At 61.3% G+C, this 20,320-nt stretch carries 17 protein-coding genes; 8 read left to right on the forward strand and 9 right to left on the reverse strand.

Going from position 1 to position 20,320, the window contains the following annotated elements; translation table 11 throughout:
• Window positions 1-136: 136 nt before the first annotated feature.
• Together AACZ65_RS07680 and mnmH are read left to right on the forward strand one after the other, a co-directional pair.
• Window positions 137-1,474 (forward strand): NAD(P)/FAD-dependent oxidoreductase, encoded by a 1,338-nt coding sequence (locus AACZ65_RS07680; protein ID WP_037274818.1) that lies wholly within the window; start codon window positions 137-139, stop codon window positions 1,472-1,474.
• Window positions 1,475-1,608: 134 nt separating this feature from the next.
• Window positions 1,609-2,643 carry a tRNA 2-selenouridine(34) synthase MnmH gene (gene mnmH, locus AACZ65_RS07685; protein WP_339669569.1) on the forward strand — a complete coding sequence of 345 codons (1,035 nt, stop codon included), beginning with the start codon at window positions 1,609-1,611 and terminating at the stop codon, window positions 2,641-2,643.
• A gap of 204 nt (window positions 2,644-2,847) precedes the next feature.
• Here mnmH and selD read toward each other — a convergent pair whose 3' ends face one another.
• From selD to AACZ65_RS07710, 5 genes are all read right to left on the reverse strand, one after another.
• Window positions 2,848-5,025: a selenide, water dikinase SelD gene (selD, locus tag AACZ65_RS07690; RefSeq protein ID WP_339669571.1), complete on the reverse strand. Its 2,178-nt coding sequence runs from the start codon at window positions 5,023-5,025 to the stop codon at window positions 2,848-2,850.
• 73 nt (window positions 5,026-5,098) lie between these two features.
• Window positions 5,099-5,344 carry a MoaD/ThiS family protein gene (locus AACZ65_RS07695; protein WP_339669573.1) on the reverse strand — a complete coding sequence of 82 codons (246 nt, stop codon included), beginning with the start codon at window positions 5,342-5,344 and terminating at the stop codon, window positions 5,099-5,101.
• Window positions 5,344-7,590 carry a xanthine dehydrogenase family protein molybdopterin-binding subunit gene (locus AACZ65_RS07700; RefSeq protein ID WP_339669575.1) on the reverse strand — a complete coding sequence of 749 codons (2,247 nt, stop codon included), beginning with the start codon at window positions 7,588-7,590 and terminating at the stop codon, window positions 5,344-5,346. Before AACZ65_RS07700 ends, AACZ65_RS07695 begins: the two co-directional genes overlap by 1 nt.
• Window positions 7,590-8,069 carry a (2Fe-2S)-binding protein gene (locus AACZ65_RS07705; protein ID WP_037274807.1) on the reverse strand — a complete coding sequence of 160 codons (480 nt, stop codon included), beginning with the start codon at window positions 8,067-8,069 and terminating at the stop codon, window positions 7,590-7,592. The genes AACZ65_RS07700 and AACZ65_RS07705 overlap by 1 nt, the downstream gene beginning before the upstream one ends.
• Complete coding sequence (locus AACZ65_RS07710; protein WP_339669577.1) at window positions 8,066-8,929, reverse strand: xanthine dehydrogenase family protein subunit M; 864 nt, start codon at window positions 8,927-8,929, stop codon at window positions 8,066-8,068. The genes AACZ65_RS07705 and AACZ65_RS07710 overlap by 4 nt, the downstream gene beginning before the upstream one ends.
• A 245-nt stretch (window positions 8,930-9,174) precedes the next feature.
• On the opposite strand from AACZ65_RS07710, the gene AACZ65_RS07715 reads away from it, so the two are divergent.
• The gene (locus tag AACZ65_RS07715; RefSeq protein ID WP_339669579.1) at window positions 9,175-9,378 is read left to right on the forward strand and encodes a hypothetical protein; all 204 of its coding nucleotides are present in this window, start codon (window positions 9,175-9,177) and stop codon (window positions 9,376-9,378) included.
• A 4-nt stretch (window positions 9,379-9,382) separates the two neighbouring features.
• Here AACZ65_RS07715 and AACZ65_RS07720 read toward each other — a convergent pair whose 3' ends face one another.
• The 3 genes from AACZ65_RS07720 to AACZ65_RS07730 are packed head-to-tail and all read right to left on the reverse strand — an operon-like array spanning window position 9,383 to window position 11,681.
• Window positions 9,383-10,099 carry an RlmE family RNA methyltransferase gene (locus tag AACZ65_RS07720; RefSeq protein WP_339669581.1) on the reverse strand — a complete coding sequence of 239 codons (717 nt, stop codon included), beginning with the start codon at window positions 10,097-10,099 and terminating at the stop codon, window positions 9,383-9,385.
• 10 nt (window positions 10,100-10,109) lie between these two features.
• Window positions 10,110-10,568, reverse strand: coding sequence for a phage tail protein (locus tag AACZ65_RS07725; protein WP_339669583.1), 459 nt, complete (start codon window positions 10,566-10,568; stop codon window positions 10,110-10,112).
• A complete protein-coding gene (locus tag AACZ65_RS07730; RefSeq protein WP_339669585.1) occupies window positions 10,569-11,681 on the reverse strand; it encodes a Ppx/GppA phosphatase family protein in 1,113 nt (370 codons plus the stop codon).
• Window positions 11,682-11,917: 236 nt separating this feature from the next.
• Here AACZ65_RS07730 and AACZ65_RS07735 point away from each other — a divergent pair, with 236 nt between their 5' ends.
• The 4 genes from AACZ65_RS07735 (at window position 11,918) to AACZ65_RS07750 (ending at window position 16,437) form a co-directional block, all read left to right on the forward strand.
• The gene (locus AACZ65_RS07735) at window positions 11,918-12,214 is read left to right on the forward strand and encodes a virulence factor (protein ID WP_037274794.1); all 297 of its coding nucleotides are present in this window, start codon (window positions 11,918-11,920) and stop codon (window positions 12,212-12,214) included.
• 30 nt (window positions 12,215-12,244) lie between these two features.
• The gene (locus AACZ65_RS07740; protein WP_339669588.1) at window positions 12,245-13,171 is read left to right on the forward strand and encodes a methylenetetrahydrofolate reductase; all 927 of its coding nucleotides are present in this window, start codon (window positions 12,245-12,247) and stop codon (window positions 13,169-13,171) included.
• A gap of 9 nt (window positions 13,172-13,180) precedes the next feature.
• The gene (locus tag AACZ65_RS07745; protein WP_037274792.1) at window positions 13,181-14,242 is read left to right on the forward strand and encodes a methyltetrahydrofolate cobalamin methyltransferase; all 1,062 of its coding nucleotides are present in this window, start codon (window positions 13,181-13,183) and stop codon (window positions 14,240-14,242) included.
• 440 nt (window positions 14,243-14,682) lie between these two features.
• Window positions 14,683-16,437 (forward strand): AAA family ATPase, encoded by a 1,755-nt coding sequence (locus tag AACZ65_RS07750; protein ID WP_339669591.1) that lies wholly within the window; start codon window positions 14,683-14,685, stop codon window positions 16,435-16,437.
• A gap of 290 nt (window positions 16,438-16,727) precedes the next feature.
• Here AACZ65_RS07750 and AACZ65_RS07755 read toward each other — a convergent pair whose 3' ends face one another.
• Window positions 16,728-17,336 (reverse strand): response regulator transcription factor, encoded by a 609-nt coding sequence (locus AACZ65_RS07755; protein ID WP_339669593.1) that lies wholly within the window; start codon window positions 17,334-17,336, stop codon window positions 16,728-16,730.
• 472 nt (window positions 17,337-17,808) lie between these two features.
• On the opposite strand from AACZ65_RS07755, the gene AACZ65_RS07760 reads away from it, so the two are divergent.
• Window positions 17,809-20,292 carry an ATP-binding protein gene (locus AACZ65_RS07760; protein ID WP_339669595.1) on the forward strand — a complete coding sequence of 828 codons (2,484 nt, stop codon included), beginning with the start codon at window positions 17,809-17,811 and terminating at the stop codon, window positions 20,290-20,292.
• Window positions 20,293-20,320 lie beyond the last annotated feature (28 nt).

Below are 20,320 nucleotides of genomic sequence, written 5' to 3' on the forward strand. Positions count from 1 at the left end.
AGCACCAGCCGTCTCGTGGGAAAATATTATTCTTGGAAAGAATATTTATTGACAAGCCCGCCACACCGACTCCAATCTGGCATGAACCAAAGGCACCAATACCTGAATATTGGTCCATACCAGCTTGGAGGGCTACATGACCAAAAAACGAATTGCGATCATCGGCGCGGGACCGTCGGGCTTGGCCCAATTGCGGGCTTTTCAATCCGCCGCCGCCAAGGGCGCGGAGATCCCCGAAATCGTCTGTTTTGAGAAGCAGGACAACTGGGGTGGCCTGTGGAACTACACATGGCGCACCGGCCTCGATGAATATGGCGAGCCGGTCCATGGCTCGATGTATCGCTATCTCTGGTCGAACGGCCCCAAGGAAGGTCTGGAATTCGCCGACTATTCCTTCGAGGAACATTTCGGCAAGCAGATCGCCTCTTACCCGCCCCGCGCCGTGCTCTTCGACTATATCGAAGGCCGCGTGAAAAAGGCTGGTGTACGGGATCTCATCCGCTTTTCCACCGCCGTCCGCTGGGTCGAGAAAGACGGCGACAAGTTCAACGTCACCGTATGTCACCTCCCCGAGGACCACACCTATACGGAGCAATTCGATCACGTCATCGTCTGTTCGGGCCATTTCAGCACGCCCAACGTCCCCTATTTCCCCGGCTTCGAGAATTTCAAGGGCCGCGTCCTGCACGCCCATGATTTCCGCGACGCGCTGGAATTCAAGGACAAGGACATCCTCATCGTCGGCACCAGCTATTCCGCCGAAGACATCGGCTCGCAGTGCTGGAAATACGGCTGCAAGTCCGTGACCGTCAGCCACCGCACCGCGCCCATGGGGTTCAATTGGCCGGACAACTGGCAAGAGGTGCCGCTCCTGCAAAAGGTCGAGGGCAACACCGCGTACTTCAAGGATGGCACCACCAAGGACGTGGATGCCGTGATCCTCTGCACCGGCTACAAGCACCACTTCCCCTTCCTGCCTGACGATCTGCGCCTCAAGACCGCCAATCGCCTCGCCACCGCCGATCTCTACAAAGGCGTGGCCTTTGTGCGCGAACCCGCGCTCTTCTACCTCGGCATGCAGGACCAGTGGTTCACCTTCAACATGTTCGACGCCCAGGCATGGTGGGTGCGCGACGCCATCATGGGCCGCATCTCCCTTCCCGACCGCGCCACGATGGAGGCAGATGTTGCCGACCGTGTCGCCCGCGAGGATGCCGGTCAGGATGACTATGACGCGATCTGGTATCAGGGCGATTACGTCAAGGAACTGATCGACGAGACCGACTATCCCAGCTTCGATGTCGAAGGGGCCTGCCAAGCCTTCAAGGAATGGAAGGGCCACAAGAAGAAAGACATCATGGGCTTCCGCAACAATTCCTATAAATCTGTCATCACCGGCACCATGGCCCCCCTGCACCACACGCCATGGAAAGATGCGCTCGACGACAGCCTCGAAGTTTACCTCCAGAACTGACTTTCCCTACCTGTGGTGGGCGGCCCCGTGCTGCCCACCCTTTTTTTGCCGGTGCAACAGGGCTTGATCTTGCCCGCGGGTCGGCGCATGCACAGGGCCATGTCTCATCCCTGCCCTTATCCCGTTTTTCCCTGATGCCCATTGCCCTCGATAGTCTCGCGGCGCTCGCCGCTCTGCCCTTTGACGAGGTGATCGACGTCCGATCCCCCGCCGAATTCGCAGAGGATCACATCCCCGGCGCGCTCAATCTTCCCGTCCTCTCGAACGAGGAACGCGCCCGCGTGGGCACGATCTATGTGCAACAGGACCGTTTTCTCGCGCGCAAGATCGGCGCAGCCCTCGTCTCGCGCAATGCCGCCGCCCATCTTGAGGGCCCGCTTGCGGATCGTCACGGCGGCTGGCGTCCTCTGGTCTATTGCTGGCGCGGCGGTCAGCGTTCGGGCTCCTTCACCGTCATCCTGCAACAGATCGGCTGGAAGGCCGACACCATCCAGGGCGGCTATCAATCCTACCGCCGCCTCGTCGCCCGCGCGCTTTATGAAGAAGCGTTTCCCGCCCCCATCCGCCTTATCGACGGCGGCACCGGCACCGGCAAGACCCATCTTCTGACCCATCTTGCAGCCCTCGGGGCACAGGTGATCGACCTTGAGGGGCTCGCCGCCCATCGTGGCTCGGTCTTTGGCCCCATGCTCGGCGGTCAGCCTTCGCAAAAATCCTTTGAAAGCGCTCTGGCGGCGCAAATGGCCCGGCTCGATCCCACCCGCCCGGTCTATATCGAGGCCGAGAGCAGTCGCATCGGCCGCATCACCCTGCCCCCGATGCTCACCCGCGCCATGCGCAGCGCGCCTGTGATCCGGCTCGAAGTGCCGCTTGCTGCGCGTGTGTCCAACGTCTGCGCCGATTATGCCGACCTGATCGCCGATCCTGACCGGCTCGACGCGATCCTCTCGCGCCTCGTCCAGTATCACGGCCACGCCCAAGTGGACCAGTGGCGCGCCCTTGCCGCATCGGGCGATTTTCCCACCCTCGTGACGCAGTTGATCGAAACCCATTACGATCCGCGCTATATCCGCAAACCCCGCCCCCAAGGAACGACGCCTCTGGAGTTGCCTGATCTGTCAGAGGCCACATTGGACGCGGCAGCACAGGATTTGATCCACAGCGCGTAGGCTTGGATTATTGCAAACATCGGCCCCAGTTCCCCGCGCGGAATCAAGGCGCGGCACGCGCCGCCGCGCGGATCGCTGGGCCGTCCCGCGGCCTAGCGATTTCGAGAGGGAGCGCAAATCTGATGGGTCATACGGACTTTGCTGGCATAAAGTGGCAGCCATTTCCGTTGCTTCGCTAGTCCCCGGCCCAGCGATCCGCGCGGCTCAGCGCTTTTGGCTCACCCTGATCCCCACCGGCCCTGCCACAACCCGCCCGATCACCGCCGCCTCATGCCCCGCCGCACGCAACCGCTGCACCAAGCCTTCCGCCTCCTTGGACCCAACAGCCGCCAGCATCCCGCCCGCCGTCTGCGGATCGTGCAACAACGCCAGCCGCGCGCCCGTGCCCCCCTCAACCGGCGCTGCCGCAACATTCGCCGCCCAGATCGTCGAGCGCACGCCCGCCTCCGCCAGCGCCTCGGCGCCATCGTAAACCGGCACCGCCGCCAGATCGACCTCGGCCCCAACACCCGAGGCCCGGCACATGGCCATCAGATGCCCCGCCAGACCAAAGCCCGTGACATCCGTCATCGCGTGTGCCTCGCCCAGTATCTCTGCCACATCCACCTGCTGCACCTGCAACGCCGCCATCAAGGCCGCAATATCGCGCCCATCGGCCTGCCCGCGCATCTCCGCCGCCAAGAGAACGCCCGACCCGATAGGCCGCGTCAGGATCAGCGCATCGCCACCCCGCGCGCCCGCGACCGAAATCGCCTCGCGCTCCAATATCCCCATCACCGTAAAGCCGATACTGGCCTCCGCGCCCATGGTCGAATGCCCGCCTACGATCTCGGCCCCCGCCGCGCGCAAGGCGTCGCCCGCCTGCACCATGATCTCGGCCATGGTGCGCGCCTGCAACGCCTCGGCCATGCGCGGCAAGGTGACAGAGACCAGCGCCGCTTGCGGCTTGGCCCCCATCGCCCAGACATCGCCCAAGGCATGCAGCGCCGCAATCCGCGCCATAACGCCCAGATCCTCGGTGAACCCCCGCAAGTGATCCGTGGTCAGCACCTGCTGCACACCGCCCACCCGGATCACCGCGGCATCATCCCCCGGCCCGGTCATTATATCCGCACGCGCGGGGTGCCGTTCTTGCGCCAAGACCGCCGACAACACCCCCGGTGCCACCTTGGCCCCGCACCCGCCACAGAGCGGCTCTTGCCCGAGGCCGCCCAAGGCGCGCAGGCGTGGTGCCTCCGCCGCCGCCATCGCAGGCAAATCGCCAAATTGCAGCATGAATTTCCGGTCGATCCGATCCTTCAACCGCCAGAGCAGCGGCCCACCAAACGCCATGCCCAGCTTCTCGGCCAGGGCCGACTTTTCGCCCAGCGAAATCAGCTTGAGGTAATCGCGCTGCGGATGAAACACCCGTGTCTTGCCCCCGCTCAACACCGCGCGCAGGTTGTCACGCAGCACAGGCGCGGCGCGCACGGCATAGACCCCGGCCTTGGGGCGCGGTGCATGGGTCAGATGGGCGCAATCCCCGGCGGCAAATATCGCCTCTTGCCCCTCAACCCGCAAATCCGCCCCCACGCGCAAAAACCCGTCCTCCGTCACCGGCAACCCGGTCCCGGCCAACCAGCCATGCGCCCGCGCGCCTGCTGCGCCTGCGACAAACCCCGCCGCAATCTTGGTGTCATTGCCCAGAACCACCCCCGCGGCCGTCACTTCAGCCACCTCGACACCCGTCACAATCCGCACCCCCGCGGCCGCGCAGGCGCGGATCAGACGCGGGCGAATGACTGGTGCCCCCGGCGCAATCTCCCCCGCCCGCTCGATCAGCGTGACCTCTGCCTGCCCAGCAACAGCCTTCAACCGATAGGCCATCGCCATCGCCAATTCGATCCCGGCAATGCCGCCGCCGATCACCGCCGCCTGTGGCACAGCCCCCTGCGCCACCCGACCGAGATACCTCTCCCACGCCCCGGCAAAGGGACCAAGCGGTTTCGCTGCAACGCCATGTTCAGCGAACCCCGGCACCCGTGGCATCCCCGAATGAATCCCCACATCGACCGAGGCCACGTCAAATCCGATCTCGCCCCGCCCCGCGACCGTCACACGGCCCGCGCCGGCATCAATCCCCGTCACTGCGCCCACGATCAGCCGCGCCCCCGCGAACCGCGCCAGTCGCACCAGATCTATCTCCAGGTCTTCACGCCGGTAATGCCCTGCGGCCAATCCCGGCAACATGCCCGTATAGGGCGCCACCGGATTGGGGTCGATCACCGTCAATCGCGCCCCCGGCAGCGGGTCCATCCCCCACATCCGCAGCACCAGCGCATGCGCATGGCCGCCCCCGATCAGCACCAGATCACGGGTCAGGGGAACAGAGGCAGGCATCATGGGAAATTCTCCGGTTTTCGGCTACCGGCATAGGCCAAGCCACCGCACAGGAAAAGCGGCGAATGCGCGCGCCTCAGCCACCCTTAAGCCGCTTGAGCAACACAACTTCGCTATCTGGCTGAATCGGCGTGAACCAACTGTCATTGTAGACGCGCCCGTCGATCGACACCGACACGCCACGCTCCAACTCCGCGCGCAGGCCGGGGAAAGTCTCAACCAGCCCGTCAAGTAATTCGCGCAAGGTGGCGGCCTCGACCGCCACCTCGCGTTGGCCTTCCGCGCTCTCGGCCAGAGACCCCCAGAGCACGACCTTGACCATCAGCCCTTCGCCGCCTGAATCGCGGCCAGAACACGCGGCGGCGACATCGGAAGCTGCGTCATTCGCACGCCCGCCGCCGCCGATACCGCATTGGCCACCGCCGCCAAGGGCGGCACAATCGGCGTTTCGCCCACACCGCGCACCCCGTAGGGATGGCCGGGATTGGGGATTTCCAAAATCACCGTGTCGATCATCGGCAGGTCAGAGGCCACGGGAATCCGGTAATCAAGGAATCCTGCGTTTTGCAGGATGCCATCCTCACCATAGATATATTCCTCGTTGAGCGCCCAGCCGATACCCTGCACGGCACCCCCCTGAAACTGCCCCTCGACATAGGCCGGATGCACCGCGCGCCCGGCATCCTGAAACACCGTGTAGCGCAGGATCTTGGTGGCGCCGGTATCGGGATCCACCTCGACATCCACCATATGCGTGCCAAAGCTGACACCCGCCCCCTCGGCTGTCACCTCATGGTGCCCGGCAATCGGCCCGCCCGTGTTGCTGGCGACGGCGGCGATTTCCTTGATGGTCATGGGGGGGAATTTCCCGGCATTGGGGCCAGCAGGACGCGCGGCCCCGTCTTCCCATTCCACCGCCTCTTCGTCGATACCCCAGATCATCGCGGCGCGGCGGCACATCTCGCGCTTGGCGGCGCGCGCCGCCTCGATCGTCGCCAGACCCACGGCAAAGGTCACGCGGCTACCGTCCGTCACCTCGTTCTGGCCCAGCGATCCGGTATCGGCAATAATCGTCCGCACCTGATCATAGGGAATACCCAGCTCTTCGGCGGCCATCATCGTCATCGACGCGCGCGAGCCGCCGATATCGGGATTGCCCTCGGATACCGTCACCGTCCCGTCCGGCGTCACATTGAGGCTGACGCAGGTATCGCCGCCAAAGTTGAACCAGAACCCACAGGCCACACCGCGCCCCTGGTTTTCGCCCAAGGGGGCCGTCCAATGCGGATGCGTATGCGCCGCCTCGAGCGTGGCCATCAGACCAATCGCCGGATAGGTCGGTCCATAAGAGGCGCGCGTGCCCTCCTTTGCCCCGTTCATCAACCGCACCGCCAGCGGATCTAGGCCAAAGCCCTTGGCCAATTCGTCAATCGCACTCTCCACGGCAAAGGCCGCCATCGGCGCGCCGGGGGCGCGATAGGCGGCCGCCTTGGGCCGGTTCGTCACCACGTCCCAGCCCACGGTCTTGACGTTCTCCAGATCATAGGGCGCAAAGGCCGACATCGCGCCCATATCGACCGGCGAGCCCGTATAGGCGCCGCCCTGATAGCGCAACTCGGCAAAGGCCGCCGTGATCCGGCCATCCTTCTTCATCCCGATACGCACATCAATCGAGGTCGAGGCCGTTGGCCCCGTGGCGCGCAGCACTTCGGACCGGCTCATCACCATCTTGACCGGGCGGCCCGATTTCTTGGCCAGCATCAACGCGACCGGCTCAAGGAAAACCACTGTCTTGCCACCAAAGCCACCGCCGATTTCGCTGGCCGTGACCCGCAATTGCCCCTGCTCCAGTCCGAGGATCGCCGCACAGACGTTGCGCACCATGTAGTGCCCTTGGGTGCAAACCCAGAGATCGCCCTGACCATCGGCGCTCATCGTCGCAAGACAGGCATGCGGCTCGATATAGCCCTGATGCGTGGCCCCGGTGCGATAGGTCCGCTCGACCACGCGGTCGGCCTTGGCCAATCCCGCCTCAATATCGCCGTGCCCGAACTCGACGCGCGAGATCACGTTGCCGGAATACCCTTCGGGCACCGTTTCCTGCTGTGCACCCTCATGCAGCACCGGCGCGCCGGGCCGCATGGCCGCGTCCACATCCGTCACATGCGGCAGAACCTCATATTCCACCTCGATGAGCTTCAGCGCCTTGCGCGCCACTGCCGCCGAAGTGGCGGCAATCGCCGCCACCGCATGCCCGTCGTAGAGCGCCTTGTCGCCCGCCATGCAATTGTCGATCACATCGGCCACGTGATCCGGCACATCGTCGAAATCGGCGCGCGTGACCACGGCCTTGACCCCCGGCAATGCCTCGGCCTTGCTCGTGTCGATCCGCAGGATGCGCGCATGGGCATGGGGGCTGCGCAGGATACGGCCCGTGAGCATCCCCGGCGCCACCATGTCGGCCCCGAAACGCGCGCGCCCCGTCACCTTGTCGATGCCGTCAGGGCGGTTAGGCCGGGTGCCCACAACCTTGAAATCCTTGATTTTCTTGGTGTCATCCAGTGCCATCACGACGCCCTCCGCATGTCCGCCGCCGTTTCCATCACAGCGCGGATGATCTTGTCATAGCCGGTGCAGCGGCAGAGATTACCCGCCAGCCAATAGCGCACTTCTTCCTCGGACGGGTCCGGGTTGCGCTCGAGCAGCGATTTTGCCGCCACAAGGATGCCCGGCGTGCAAATGCCACATTGCAGCGCCGCCATCTCGATAAACTTCTGCTGGAGCGGATGCAGCACCTCGCCCGCCGCCATGCCCTCGATCGTGGCAATCTCACGACCCTCGGCCTCGGCTCCCAGCATCAGACAAGAGCAGACCAGCCGCCCATCGACCGTCACCGAACACGCCCCGCAATCGCCGGTGCCGCAGCCCTCCTTGGTGCCCGTCAAGCCCAGTTCGTCGCGCAGCACATCCAGCAGCGTCGCCTCGGCATCGCAGAGAAACTCTGTCTCGTCGCCGTTGATCTTGGTCGTCACATGAATCCGGCTCATGCTTTTTCTCCTTTCGCCCGCGCCTCTGCGATCACCGCCGCGCGACGGGCCAAAACGCCCGCCACATGGCGGCGGAAATCGACCGTGCCGCGCTTGTCCTCGATTGGCGTCGCCGCCGCCGAACAGGCTTCGGCCAGATCGCTCAATGTGGCCTCGTCCAGAACCCGGCGCTTGATCGCCGCCGCCGCCGCCTCGACCAGAATGACCTTGGGCCCGACCGCGCCAAGCGCCACACGCGCCGCCGTCACCCGGCCCTCCGCATCCAGGCTCAGTGAAATCCCGCACCCCACCACCGCAATATCCATCTCGGTGCGCGGGATGAACCGCAGATAGGCATCGCCCGACCGCGCGCCCCGCGCCGGCAAAAATACCGAGGCAATGAACTCGCCCGCCGCCAGCGTCGTCTTGCCCGGCCCCTTGGGAATATCAATCACTGCCACGTCGCGCGTGCCCTGGGGGCCAACCACGCGCGCCACGGCCCCCGCCGCCACCATCGCCGGCACCGAATCCGCCGCAGGCGAGGCGTTGCAGAGATTGCCCGCCAAGGTCGCCCGCCCCTGCACCTGCGTCGAGCCAATGAGACCCGCCGCCTCAACCACACCGGGCCAATCCGCGACCAGCCCCGCATGCTCGCCCATCTCGGCGCCGGAAACCGCAGCCCCGATCCGCCAGCCACCATCCTCGGCGGTGATCGCTTTCATGCCTGCGATGCGCTTGATGTCGACCACCACCTCCGGCTCGACCATCTCAGAGCGCAGTTTGACCAAGAGGTCGGTGCCCCCCGCCAGCACATACGCCCCCTGCTCCGCCGCGAGGATCCGCACTGCGGCCTCGACATCCTGAGGTGCCTCATATCGCATTCCGGCCATCCTTTCCTGTTGCTGCACCGGCCAGACCTCTGCCTGACTCGGCCCTGTTTGCGCCGACTATCCCGCAACTCGCGCCCAGACGCAAATCGCTTGCCGACGCCTCGCCGCCTGCCCGCGCCACGCGTGATCACTTGCGCAAAACGCCTTACCGCCGCACCGATATGGCGCTAAAATCGCCGCAATCCTTTGGCAAGACATTTGCATTCACGTGTTCGAGCGTTCTCACGAGGTAATTCATGTCCCAGTCCGATCCGCGGCCCCGCCCCAAACTCGACCGCGCGCGCCACGCACTCTTGTTCGAATTGATCCGGCAGCGCAGCATGGCGCACCACGTCTCGCGCAGGGTTGCGGACCTCGCCGAAACCGATCCCGCCGACCTGCATCTCTTTGCCGCCGCCGCCGCCCGCTCCATCGCCCCGGATGAGCGCGCACCCCGCTGAGGCGTCAGCCGCGAAAGCCAGTGGCCACCACGAATTTCTCCGAGCTGTCGGCGCGCGACGCAGGCGGCTTGACGTTGGCCACCTTCTCGAACCGTTGCTTCAAGAGCTTTTGCAACTCGCCCTCGGCCCCGCCCGCCAGCACCTTGGACACGAAGGTGCCGCCCACTTCCAGCACGTCAAACGCCAGATAGGCCGCCGCTTCGCAGAGCGCGATGATCCGCAAATGGTCCGTCTGCTTGTGACCAGAGCTTGAGGCCGCCATATCCGACATCACCACATCCGCCTTGCCACCCAGCCAGGCCTTGACCTGCTGATCGGCATCGTCGGACATGAAATCCAGCTGATGAATCTCGCAGCCCATGATCGGCTCCACCTCTTGCAGATCGACCCCCACGATGCGCCCAATCGCCTTGCCCTGCTTCTCGCCCAAGGCATTGACACGCGGCACCGCCACCTGACACCAGCCTCCGGGCGCACAGCCCAGATCGAGCACCCACGCGCCGGGCACCAGAAACCGGAACTTGTCATCCAATTCCATGATCTTGAACGCCGCCCGGCCCCGGTAGCCTTCGATCTGTGCGCGCTTGACATAGGGATCGTTCAACTGCCGCTGCAACCAACGCGTCGAGGAAGACGTGCGCCCGCGCGCCGTCTTGACCTTGACCGTCAGGTCGCGTTGTCCGCGCCCCGAGGTGTTTTTGCCATCCGGTGTCTTGGCCATCTATTCCGTCTCACACGTTTTCAATTGTCAGTCCTTCATGGGCAAACTCAATGGACTCAATCGCCACCTCATTGCCCTCAGCCTTCAGGTCGGTGCCCCTGACCTTCACCGGAAAGGCGTTCTTGACCCTCCAGATCATCGTCGGCGCGCCGCTTTCGTCCATCAAGGAAATCGTCAGCTCTTTGAGCGTGATCCTGTTCATCTCGATCTCGGTGAACCACTCAAACAGTCCGTTATCCTTGGAAAATACCCCCTTTTTCATGGTGATATTGCCCGATTTCAGCATTCCCGGCATTTTCACCCGCGAAAACACAGGCGAATTGCCCGCGCGATATTCAATCGGTTGGGAGTCCGCATCCAGCCCCGAAACCTCTTGAAAATTCAGCTCCGAAGTATCCCATGTCACCCGAAAATAAAACTTCGGCAAAGGCCAGATGTTTTGCGATTGCGCCGATCCGTCATCCACCATTTATCCGTCCTTTTCCGTCAATACGCCATCCGCCGCCATCTGTGCATAGAGCATACCTTCGCGCAGGCCGCGATCCGCCACGCTCAGCCGATCCGTGGGCCAACACCGGAGCAACGCTTGCAAGATCGCGGCCCCCGACATGATCAGCGCCTGCCGGTCCTGCCCGATGCGCGGATCACGCCGCCGCCCCGCCGGCCCAAGCGCCAGATAGGACCGGATCACACGGTCAATCTCGTCGCTCGTCATGGTCAGCCCGTCCACCTTGTTGCGATCATACCGCTTGAGGCCCAAATGGCTGGCCGCCACGGTGGTCACCGTGCCGGACGTGCCCACGATCTGAAACCCCTCGCGTGATTGCTCGTCCTTGTAGGGCGCGAATTCGGCGAGGTTCTCTTCAAAGAACCAACTCATCAACGCAAACCGCGCCGCGTCATCCTCGACATCTCGGAATTGATCACGCAGCGTCGCAACGCCAAGCGGCACGCTGATCCAGTCCACGACCTTCGGCGCGGGCAGGCCTACGGGGCTGGCATGAAAGCCCATATGCATCCGCATGATCGCGCGCCGCCGCTCGTCATGCGGAACCGCCGTCAGGTCGATCCAGACCAATTCCGTCGACCCACCGCCAATATCCACCACCAACAATTGATCGGTGCGCTGACTGACTAACGGCGCACAGGACACGACCGCCAATTGCGCCTCTTCCTGCGGTGCGATGATATCCAGCTTGAGCCCGGTTTCGCGCTCTACCCGCAGCATGAAATCGGCCCCATTACTGGCGCGCCTGCAGGCTTCGGTCGCGACCAGACGCATCCGCGTCACCCCGTGCCGCTTCAACTTCTGCTTGCAAACCCGCAGCGCCTGAATCGTCCGATAAATCGACGCCCGCGACAAACGGCCAGAGCCTTCCAGCCCTGCGCCCAACTGCACTGATTTCGAAAAGCTATCCACGACTTTGAACTGATGGCCCTCGGGTTGGGCAATCAGCATGCGGCAACTGTTTGTTCCCAGATCAAGCGCCGCATAGAGCGGCCCCCGATCCGGACGGGTCAGTGCGGGGCTCTCAACCGGTTTCGGGACCGCGCCCGCACTTTCGGGACGCTTGGGCGTCATCGCAACACGCCCTCCATTTCAAGTTATCCCCAAACTAGTCCGAAGCGCAGGCGCACGCAAGCGTTGCGAGGGGTCATGATGATGATGAGTATTTTTCGCAATTGTGCCCATGGCCCCTGTCCCGGCCCGCGGCTAGGGTGCGCAGGTCGCATGACGCGCCCGTTCTGTCGAAATCCGACCCTGTGCCACGTCGCTCCTGCATTAGGTAGTGACCACGAAGGAAAAAGGAATCAGCCATGGTTGACGTCACCATCGTCTACTGGCGGGACATCCCCGCTCAGGTCATCGTCGGCAAGGGGCGTCGCGGCAGCAAGGTTCAGCTGCCCGAACGGTTCGAGCAGGCCATCGACCGCGCGGCGATGAAATGCGGCGCAGCGGGCACCGATGCCTATCTTGCCGAATGGCGCAAGGCCGATCCCTATTCCATCGAAGGCGAACCCGACGCCGTCGCCCAATCCGAGGCGGCCCGGCTCGACGCAGACTACGATCAGGAGCGCATCAAGGCCCTGATCGCGAATGATGGCTGGGCGTGAATGCGCTCTGGATCTCTATGGGAGGCCGCGATGGCACTGTTCAATTTCAAGAAGCGTGAGAAATTCACCCCCGCCAATGGCCAGCTCGAGGCGTTCCTTGATGGCTATTCCATCGAGGTGATGCCGCGCACCGCCGAAAAGGTCGAGAACTTCCGCGACCTGCTGCCCGCCGGCACCCGCGTCTATATCGCCCACATCGAGGGCACGCCCATCGAGGATATGGTCGCCACCGCCGCACGCCTCAACGCCGAAGGCTATCCCGTGATGCCGCACTTCCCCGCGCGCATCATCAAGGACCGCGCCACGCTCGCCGACTGGATCGCCCGCTATCAGGGCGAGGCCAATGTCGATCAGGCCCTCCTGCTCGCCGGTGGCGTCACCACGCCCCATGGCGATTTCGACAGCTCCATGCAGCTCCTCGAATCCGGTGAATTCGACCGCGCCGGCTTCAAACGCCTGCATGTCGCCGGCCACCCCGAGGGCAACAAGGACATCGACCCCGACGGCAGCATGAAGAACGTCGAGGATGCCCTTCGCTGGAAACAGAAATTCTCAGAAACCACCGATGCGAAAATGGCCCTCGCCACGCAATTCGCCTTCGACGCCAAGCCGATCATCGCCTGGGCCGACAGCCTCAGCGCGGCAGGCATCACCCTGCCCATCCATATCGGCATCGCCGGTCCCGCCAAATTGCAGACCCTGATCAAGTTCGCCATCGCCTGCGGTGTCGGCCCCTCGCTCAAGGTCCTGCAAAAACGCGCCATGGACGTCTCGAAACTGCTCCTGCCCTACGAGCCGACCGACGTTCTGAGCGAACTTGCCGCCCACAAGGCCGCGAACCCGAACTTCAACATCGAGCATGTGCATTTCTTCCCGCTTGGCGGGATCAAGGCCAATGCCGAATGGGCCATCGAAAACGGCGGGGCCTCCGCCACGCCCGCCAACCAGCAAGGATAAGACCAGACCATGACCCGCACCATCGTCGAGAGCAAAACCAAAACCGCCGTCATCGGCTTTGACGAGCCGTTCTGCGTCATTGGCGAACGCATCAACCCCACCGGCCGCAAGAAACTCGCCGCCGAGCTTGAGGCGGGCGATTTCTCCACCGTCGAATCCGATGCGCTGGCTCAGGCCGCCGCCGGGGCCACCGTGCTCGATATCAACGCGGGCGTGGTCTACAACTCCAACCCCAACCCGAACGAGACCGAACCGCCCCTCATGACCAAGATGATCGAGCTGGTTCAGGGTCTCGTCGATCTTCCCCTCTGCATCGACAGCTCGGTGCCCGCCGCGCTCGAGGCCGGTCTCAAGGCCGCCCATGGCCGCCCCCTCCTCAACTCGGTGACGGGTGAGGAAGAGCGTCTCGAATACGTCCTGCCGCTGGTCAAGAAATACAACGTCCCCGTCGTCGCCATCTCCAACGACGACACCGGCATTTCCGAGGATCCCGACGTGCGTTTCGCCGTGGCCAAAAAGATCGTCGAGCGTGCGGCCGATTTCGGCATCCCCGCCCATGACATCGTGGTCGATCCGCTGGTGATGCCTGTGGGCGCCATGGCCACGGCGGGCCGTCAGGTCTTTACCCTGGTGCGCCGCCTGCGCGAGGAACTGGGCGTCAACACCACCTGTGGCGCCTCCAACATCTCCTTCGGTCTGCCCAACCGGCACGGCATCAACAATGCCTTCCTGCCCATGGCGATCGAGGCGGGCATGACCTCCGCCATCATGAACCCCATCGCGCTGCCGGTGAAACAGGCCGAGATTGCCGCGAAAAAGGCCGAAATCACTGCCGCAGGGTTGATCCTGCCCGAAGATATGGATGACGAGACCTTCTGCCAGCTCTTTGGTCTGGGCTCCATGCAGGCCCGCGCAGGCAAGGAAATGGAGGCGATCATGGCCGCCAACTTCCTGATGAACAACGACCCCCACGGTGGCAACTGGATCAAGTTCAACAAGGCCCCCCCCAAGCCCGGTGAAGAAGTCCGCGCCGGCGGCCGCGCCGGCTCCCGCAGCCGCCGCCGCGGCTAATCCCCGCCCCGGGCTCGCCCCGGGGCCTCCCACACCTCCCCGCCCCGGGCTTGACCCGGGGCCTCGCAAACCTCACACGCCCCGGGCTTGACCCGGGGCCTCTCACCCAAAAAAAGCGCGGACTCAAGGCGCGCAGCGCCGCCGCGCAGCGGTCATGCCAAAGGCATGCCTCCGGCATCTCCCGCCCCCAACACCGTTACCCCGGGCTTGACCCGAGGTCTCTTGCCATACCCTCCCCAATCACCAATGCGCGGAGTCAAGGTGCCGCAGGCACCGCCCTCAAAAAAGCACGCCCATAGCCCCCCAGCCACGTCACCGCGGACTTGATCGGGGGCCTTTTGGGGTTTCCTTGGTCAAGGACGGAGCAGCGTAATGCATAATGACTTCCACTCCAAGGTCATGCAAATTACCCCTCAGCTATCACGAAAGGTGCGAAGAAGGTGCGGGTAAAATCTATAGAGTTCCGAGACTACAAAACATTTTCGCGCTTTGTGATATCAGCGCGCTCAAAGAACGTTCTCGTTGGCCCCAACAACGCAGGGAAGTCCACCACCTTAGATGCATTTAGAATTGCATTTGATGCGCTTAGATATGCAGGCCGTCGTTCAGCAACCTTCCGAAGCCAAGAAACAGATGGTGTTTGTTCGACATACGAAGTCCCTCAGTCCGTTATTCAAACAGATTTAAGGTATTGCATTCACAACTTTGGTGATGGTTTCGCTCGCATCGAGATCTCAGCCGATAACGGGAATTCAGTTGTCTTGAAGATTCCCCAAGGTGGCGACATTCAACTTTATCTAAAATCTGACGTATCACCGCAGAAAAACTCGTCTTTTCTAAGAAACCAATTTCCTCTCGATATCGTAATCGTTCCAACACTTAGTCCGCTTGAGCAAAATGAAGAGCTTGTTCAGCAGGCGACAGTAGAGAAGAATAGATACAGCAGACTGGCCAGTCGAAATTTTCGAAACTTCTGGCTTCACAAAACAAATGATGAATTTCAGGATTTTGCCGATTTGGTTGAGATCGGATGGCCTGGAATCAGGCTAATGAAACCTGAGATTGAAAGAGGTGGAGCGCGACCTGTCGTCAGAATGTATTTCCGAGATGGGCCACACGTTCGTGAAGTGCAGTGGGCAGGGTTTGGGTTTCAAGTTTGGATGCAAACTATGATGCACCTACTCCAGGCAGACCATAGGTCAACACTAATTTTAGACGAGCCTGACATTTACCTTCACCCCGATTTGCAACATCGGCTTTTGCGTCTCGTCTCTCAACGTGTAGGCCAATACTTCATCGCTACACACTCAACTGAAATTATTAACGATGTAGACCCTGGTGAAGTTCTCATAGTTCGATCCGGTGCAAGGGGAGCGAAACGTATCCAAAACGAGTCCGACTATCCCGCGATTTATAGCGCAATCGGTAGTTCAGAGAATGCTCAATTTGCCAGACTCGCGAGAACCAAGAAAGTGTTATATTTCGAAGGGCAAGATGCTCGATTTCTATCTCGCATCGCGAGTAATTTAGGAAAAATGGATTTCATATCGAATTCTTCTATAACCGTCATGAAGACAGATGGGTTTTCAAATTGGAGTAGAGTTTCGACATCTTCTTGGGTTTTTAAGAATTTTTTTGGATTCGATGTGCCAGTTGCTGCTCTTTTCGACAGAGACTATCGTTGTGATGATGAGGTTGTCGAGTTCTTAAGCTCAATAAACAACCCGGACACAGCATGCTACGTTCTACCATTCAAAGAGATTGAGAACATTCTGCTGGTTCCCCGAGCAATAAAGGCTGCTGTGCAGCGCCACGCTAGTGAAGAGCTGCCAAGCGGATGGGAAGAGATTGTTGACAACATTTTTAATGCGGCATGTGACGCAACGCAATTGCGTGTGCTTGCTCAACGGATTGGGAGCAAACTTAATTTTTTAGCGCTTCAAAAGTCCCGAGCCGATATGCAAACCGTCTCTGCGGAGGAGGAGAAAGCTATTTCGGAAGGTTGGCCTGATTTTAAGTTCAAGAAAAAGGTTGTTCCCGGAAAGGAAGTCTTCGCAGAAATCGCCAGAAACATTCAAGAAAAGTTCAAAGTTACCGTTACAAGTGCAAGGGTCATAGCAGAGCTTGACTTATCTGAGGTTGATCCAGAGATATTCAAAATTCTCGGAGAAATAAGGTCCCATTTAGGAGAGTGAACTAACTGAGACACCGCAGAAAGCGTAGCTGATAAGATGTCCATGACGCACAGCGTTACATCTGTGCGTGCGCCAATCCAAGCGTCTGCGCGAAGCACAGTAAAAGATCGCTGTTATCCGCACACCTTGATCAGCTTCATGTATTCGCATGACGCGATTAGCATATCCGCTTTGGGCGCCACGGGCCACTTTTCGCCCGCGGTTCCATAAAGAGGACTAAAGGCAACTGTATTGCCCCCCAAACCTTACAAAACCCCCTTACAAACCTTACAGACCTTACACGCGCACTCTCACGACAGCCCCATATCCCGCGCGATCATGGCGGCGTGGGTGCGGTTCTTGGCACCAAGTTTGCGGGACAGCGTCTTGAGGTGCAATTTCACCGTAACCTCTTGAATATCAAGGTCTCTGGCGATCTCCTTGTTTGATTTTCCGTGCAGGATGCCGACCAGCACATCGGTCTCTCTGGGCGTCAGGCGCACCGGTCCCTCCGCCTCATCCTCCCCCGCTTCAAGAAAATCTAGCGGCGCATAGGTCTCCCCCAACAACATATGGTGGACCGCCGCAACCAGAGATTGCGGATCAAGCGTCTTGGGCAAGAACCCCGCCGCCCCGGATCTCAGCGCCCTGCGCCCAATCTCCGCCGTCGCCGTCCCCGACAAAATTGCAACAGGGCATTTCGCCCGCGCTTTCATCACGCCAAGACCGGTCAAGGAATCCATTCCCGGCATCATCAAATCCAGCAGAACCAATTGAAAAGGCCCGCTTTTTTCCTGAACATCTAGCGCCGTTCCAAGGCTCTCGGCGACATGCACCTCGAACCCACCCTGCGCGCGCAGGTAGGCGGCAATCATTTCCCGGACCAGATCATGATCGTCAGCCAACAAGAGTTTGGTCATCGGCGCGTCCTTCCTTCTACTACCTCAAATGTCTTTTTTAACTCATTTTTCAACAACTAAGTCAGCCGTCGAGCCATGACAATCCCAAGACAACCCTAGGTGGGTATCCTCCACCTATTCCCTAAACGGCAAATTCCGTGCCAACCCTCAAATCCCACCTATCTTTAGGGATAGGGGGCTGGTCAAACGATGAAAAAAAGGCAAATGCCAGTGATAATACAATAATTTCGCCAGCGCCGATGACCCCGCGTGACAAGGAACCGCCCCGGTTGATATACTCTACCCAAGCAAGAGCCGAAGATCACTCGGAAACTGTGTCCCCCGCATCACGTCGAGGAACCCGATCAAACCACAACCTCCTTTGTTCAAGTTTTCCAGTGTAAGGTCCGATATGCACGTTCCCTTCCCCCGCAGGTTCCCCGGCCGCAACAAAGTGTTTGTGGTGCTTCTGAGCCTGTTCGCTGCCGGGTGCATGTTGGCTGCCGTCCTGCAAACAAGCCGGGTTTTCGTGCAGTTGGACGACTATCGAAGCGCCAGCCAGGACAACCTCCACTGGACCACCTCGCGTCTTGAAGTGGATCAACTCAAATTTCTCGCCTCGCTCCGGGCGCTCACGGGGCCAGAGCCGGAACTGGTCGACGCGGTGCGCCGCCAGTTCGATATCCTCTACAGCCGCGCGACCGCCCTGCGGGATGGTCGGGTGTACCGCGAGGTTTTGGCCCAGGACATTGCACATGCGGATATGGATCGCGTGACCGAGCTTTTGGCGACCATGGTGCCCATCATCGACGGCGATCAGAGCAATGTGTTCAAGGAGCGGGCGCGGTTGATCCAGCTTGGCACCCGGATGGCTGATCCGATCCGCAACATTGCTGCGCGAGGGCTGGCCGCGGATGCGCAGCGCTCGGATTCGGAACGCGCAGCTCTTACGGCCAAGATTCTGAGCCTCGCCATACTCATCCTGATGATGCTGGCTGCCCTGTCCTCACTCCTGCTTTTGCTTTGGCGCCTCTACCGCAACTATCGCACGGAGGCTGAGCAGAACAAGAGTAAATCCAATAGATTAGCGACCATTCTTAACACATCTCAGGACGCGGTAATGGTGGTCGGCGCCGACGGCCTGATCGGCGACACGAATGCGCGCGCCAATGACCTCTTGGCACTGAGTGATCGGCTGACAACGAAAATCGAGTTGGGCGATGTTCTGTTTTGCAAGGGCGATGATGGGACGTTAAAGCCGCTCTCGGGCGAGATCTTGCGTAACACCTGCGCCACTGGTCCCTCACGGCGCGAGGATGTGATCGTGCGCAATCTCGCAGGTCGAGAGTTTGCGGCAGAGCTTTCCGCCGATCTCGCGCGGCAGGGGGCGGGCAAGATCTGTATTCTTTTCATCCGCGATATTTCGGAACGTCTGGCCGCAGAGTCCGAAATCGAACGCTCTCGCGAAAAGGCCCTTGCCGGAGAGCGGGCCAAAGCGCGGTTCCTGGCCATGATCAGCCACGAAATGCGCACGCCCCTCAACGGCATCCTGGGCGCTCTCGAACTCTTGGGGGACACCGGCCTAACCCCGGAACAAGAGAAATTCACCCGCATCATGCGCTCTTCTGGCCAGCTTTTGCTGACGCAGATCACCGACGCGCTTGACCTCACGCAGGCCGCCGCACGTCAGATCGTGTTGCGCCCTGCGGTCTTTGATCTTGACCAACTTCTTGGGGAATTGGCGGAAACCCAGCAGGGACCTGCGCAGGCACGCGGCAACAGCCTGCGGCTGGTGGCCCCCAAGGATGGGTTCGGGCGTGTGACCGGAGACCGGGCGCGCATCTATCAGGTTCTGCTCAACCTTGTCTCGAACGCGATCAAATTCACCCGGGATGGGGAGATAACGCTCGACGTCACCCGCCTGCCATCAACAGACAATGAGCCGGACATGATCGAGTTTCAGATCATTGACACAGGCATCGGGATCAGTTCTGAAAACTTGCCAAAGGTGTTTGACGATTTCATGCGGGTTCAGGATACCACGGGCGACCGCCCCGAGGGGACCGGATTGGGTCTTGGTATCGCGCGCCAACTGGTCAAGCTGATGAAAGGCACGATCGGCGTCGAAAGCGAAGTTGGCGAAGGAAGCCTGTTTTGGGTGCGCCTGCCCCTGCCCGCCGCAGCCGTCTCAATCGCGCCAGAACCAAAGGCCGTGGCCGACGTTCCTCAGACCCACACCCCGGCGCGCGCGCTCGACATTCTGGTGGTCGAGGACAATGCTACCAATCGCGTCGTGCTGGAGGGGATGCTAAAGGGCGATGGCCACAGGGTGCATCTGACCAGCGACGGGATCGAAGGCGTGGAAGCCGCTCAAAAACAGCGCTTTGACCTAATCCTGATGGATATCAGCATGCCCCGGATGGACGGGCGCGAAGCGACGTTGCACATCCGCGCCAGTCAGGGGCCGAATGCGCGGACCCAGATCGTCGCGCTCACCGCCCATGTGCGCGCCGAGGATCGCGGCGATCTCGAAAAGATGGGCTTTGACCGGGTCGAAACGAAACCCCTGCGCCGCGAGGCGCTGCGCGCCCTCCTGGGGCAGATTGACTCAACCGCCGACGCACCTGCGGACAAACCCTGCCATGTCGATCCGGTTTATATGGAACAACTCCGCGCCGCCTTGCCACAGGACCGCATCGACCGCCTTTTGATAGAGTTCGAAACCGAAGGCGCGGCCATTCTGGGCGATCTGAAGCGGGACGATCCCCTGAGCGGCACAGATCTTGCGGATCGCATCCACAAACTCGCAGGCACGGCAGCGGCCACGGGTGGGCTAGCCTTGCAGGCCCTCTTGGGCCGCGCGGAATCTGCTCTGCGCGGCGGCGATGCGGAAGCCGCGGAAACGGCAATTTCAGCCTTGCCATCCCTTTTGCAAGAGACGCTCCGCCAACTCAACAGTCACAATCGCGCTGGCTGAATCGCGCACAAAGAATTGCCTTTTTGCG

The organism is uncultured Roseovarius sp. (assembly GCF_963972555.1).
GTDB lineage: Bacteria > Pseudomonadota > Alphaproteobacteria > Rhodobacterales > Rhodobacteraceae > Roseovarius > Roseovarius mucosus.